Below are 3,175 nucleotides of genomic sequence, written 5' to 3' on the forward strand. Positions count from 1 at the left end.
CGCCGAACCGCTCCCAGCGCGTACGGAAAGGCCCTCGATCCGGATCGCCCGCTTCCGGAGCTCGTCGGGTAACACGGAGGGCACGCCGGCGCGCGGCGTTGCAGGTGCCGGAGGCTACATTGCTGAGCATGACCGAGTTGCCTGCGGCCCTCCTCGGCGCGATCGTTGGCGGCGCTCTCTCCGCTTGGGTGGGCTCACGGCAGACTGCCAAGGTCCTGAAGCACGAGACCGACCTGGCGGCAACCGAGCGGCGGGAAGCGCAGCACGCCGACGAGGACCGGCGGCGATCTTTCGCCGCAGATCAGCTAATTGCGGCGCTCGCGGACTTCACAACGGTCAAGGTGGACGACAGGGACCGCTCGGCGTCTCTTGTGCGAGTCCCGGCGACAGCGGACATTCATCGAGAGCGGAGCGGTCGCGCCTCGGCGCTGCTACAAGCAGGTTCCAGCCACGCACACGCGCTGCCGGCGGAACTGCGACAGCGATGGGATGCACTGACGTGGATGATCCGGTTCAACCAGTCAGAGCAACCTGACCGCTCAACGGACCAGCGGCAGCGCAACGCCAGTGACCTGCTGAACTACATCGAGTACGTGCGGCAATCCCTGTGCGCCGTCAGCGGTGACTACCCGATGCCTCCGCACCTTTCCGCGCCTGATCTACGGCGCGAGGAGCGCCGCCCCTGGGGATTCAAGGCCGATGAAAGGTGTGACGAGCCCGACCTCACCGAGTGGCACTTGAGCACACGCCTGATCGGCAAGGTGAAGTTCACCTCCGGAGAGGTCCGTTGGTATGGACCCAACGGACACGTCGTGGATCTTCCGCAGGAGAACTCCAAGAGCAGTCCATCGGACGTGTGAGCATGCCTCGAAAAGCGCTCCGGTCGTACGACGTCGTCGGACGAGCTTAGCTAGCGCCCCTCCGATGTCGGCCTGCATCCCGTGCGCCGCCGACGGTCTCCGCCCGAGTCCGTCCGTCACTTGGCGGCGGTCACTTGGCGGCGGGCGATGTTGACCATCCGCTGACCACAACGCCAGAGGCCCTCGCGATCCGAAGATCGAAAGGGCCTCTGACCTGCACCTTCACAAGTAGCGGGGGCAGGATTTGAACCTGCGACCTCTGGGTTATGAGCCCAGCGAGCTACCGAGCTGCTCCACCCCGCGTCGGTAGGACAACCTTACGTTGCGGATCCCTGAGGGCCAAATCGAAGGCGGGGCGGGTGCTGTGCGCACCCACCCCGCCCTCGATGGCGAAGCCCTGACCTGCGGTGACGTCCCGCAGGCCCGGGGATCAGCCCAGTTCGCTCTCCGCTGCGATGGCTGCCTCGAGAGCTGCCTGGAGACGGTCCTGCGCGGCACCGTAGGCCGCGAAGTCGCCGTCGGCGAGCGCTGCCTGGCCGTCCTGGAGCGCCTTGCTGGCGTCGGCGAGCGCGGCGTCGAGGCGGTCCCTCGCGTCGGCCACCGGCCCGGTCGGCGCCGAGGTGGTGGGCGTCGGCGTCGGAGTGGGCTCGGCCGTCGGCTCGGTGGTCGGCTCCCCCTCGACCGGGGCGTCCGGCACCTGTCCGGCGTCGGTCCCCGGCGTCGGGCTGTCGACGCCCGAGTCGCCGCCGAACACCTGGTCCAGCGCCCCGCCGAGCGTCTCGGAGAACCCGATCTGGTCACCGAAGGCCACGAGCACGCGCTGCAGCAGCGGGAACTTCGTGTCCTGCGAGGACTGCACGTACACGGGCTGCACGTACAGCAGACCGCCGCCGACGGGCAGCGTCAGCAGGTTGCCCTGGACGACGGTCGAGTTGCCCTGGCGCAGCAGGTTCAGGTAGCTCGACACCTCGGTGTTCGCGTCGAAGTTGTTCTGCACCTGACCTGGCCCGGGCACCGTGGTGTTACGCGGCAGCTCGAGCAGCCGCAAGGTGCCGTAGCCCTCGGAGCGCACCCCGTCCTGGTCGCCCGGCTCGGCGTCCACCGCGAGGAAGCCCGTCAGCACGTTCCGGTCGGTGTTTCCACCGGGGATGAACGTGGTGGTCAGGGAGAAGGTCGGCTCCTCCTGGTCGGGCATCTTGAGCGTCAGGTAGTACGGCGGCTGCTTGGTCGTCCCCTGGCTCGTCGGGTCGTCAGGGGTCAGCCAGAAGTCCTGACCGGAGTAGAAGCCGGCGGCGTCGCCCACGTGGTACGAGGCGAGCAGGTCGCGCTGCACCTTGAACATGTCCTCGGGGTAGCGCAGGTGGCTCATCAGGTCGCCGGAGATGTCGCTGAGCGGCTTCACCGTGCTCGGGAACACCTGCTGCCAGGCCGCGAGCACCGGGTCCTCGTCGTCCCAGGCGTACAGGGTGACCTCGCCCGTGTAGGCGTCGACGGTGGCCTTGACCGAGTTGCGCAGGTAGTTCACCTCGGCAGGCGGCAGTGCCGCGATGCCGTTGGTGGCGGTCAGGGAGTCGGCCGTCGCTGCGTCGAGCGCCTTGGACGTCGCGTACGGGTAGCCGTCCGAGGTGGTGTAGCCGTCCACGACCCAGACGACCTTCTCGTCGACGACGGCCGGGTACACGCGGGTGTCGAGCGTCAGGTACGGGGCGACCTTCGCCACCCGGTCCGAGGGGTCACGGTCGAACAGGATCTGCGACTCGGCCGTGGCACGCGGGGAGAACAGGATCTGCTCGGACCCGAAGCGCATCGCGAAGAGCAGCTTGTTCCACAGGGAGCCCACGCTCGGTCCGGCGCTGATCTCCTGCGTCGGGAAGGTCGTGTTGACCTGACCGCCGGCCGCGTCGTCCGGGAAGTCCAGCTCCCAGGGCTCGGTCCCCTCCGGTGCGCCGACGATCGAGTAGTCGGGCACGTTCTGCCCGAAGTAGATGCGCGGCTCGTACTCGCCGAGCGAACCGGTCGACGGGATCCCGCCCTCGAAGAACGCCGGACGACCGTCGGACGAGGTCGTGTTCCCGTACGCCGCGACGACGCCGAAGCCGTGCGTGTAGACCGTGTGGTCGTTGATCCAGGTGCGCTGGTTGTCGCCCAGTCCCTCGAGGTCGAGCTCACGGACACCGATGACGGTGTCGCGGCTCTCGCCGTCGATCCAGTAGCGGTCGACCGAGAGGGTGTCGGCGAACCCGTAGTACTGCTTGTTCTGCTGGAGCTGGCCGAAGGACGGCGAGACGATCGCCGGGTCGAGCAGGCGGATGCTC

At 68.2% G+C, this 3,175-nt stretch carries 2 protein-coding genes and 1 tRNA gene; 1 reads left to right on the forward strand and 2 read right to left on the reverse strand.

Translation table 11 applies throughout. The features are described 5' to 3' along the window. Nucleotides 1–128: 128 nt before the first annotated feature. Nucleotides 129–860, forward strand: coding sequence for a hypothetical protein (locus ABWK99_RS15130; protein WP_372595525.1), 732 nt, complete (start codon nt 129–131; stop codon nt 858–860). A 229-nt stretch (nt 861–1,089) separates the two neighbouring features. Here the strand turns inward: ABWK99_RS15130 and ABWK99_RS15135 are convergent. Then, a tRNA-Met gene (locus tag ABWK99_RS15135) sits at nt 1,090–1,163 on the reverse strand. A 127-nt stretch (nt 1,164–1,290) separates the two neighbouring features. Next, nucleotides 1,291–3,175, reverse strand: a 1,885-nt coding sequence (locus ABWK99_RS15140; RefSeq protein WP_372595526.1) for a UPF0182 family protein, incomplete at its 5' end; no start/stop codon positions are given.

It is taken from the genome of Actinotalea sp. (genome assembly GCF_041597215.1).
GTDB lineage: Bacteria > Actinomycetota > Actinomycetes > Actinomycetales > Cellulomonadaceae > Actinotalea.

What these genes read in the sequence shown, in the direction of transcription:
- ABWK99_RS15130 (WP_372595525.1), top strand. Translation starts at nt 129, where the DNA reads ATGACCGAGTTGCCTGCGGCCCTCCTCGGCGCGATCGTTGGCGGCGCT.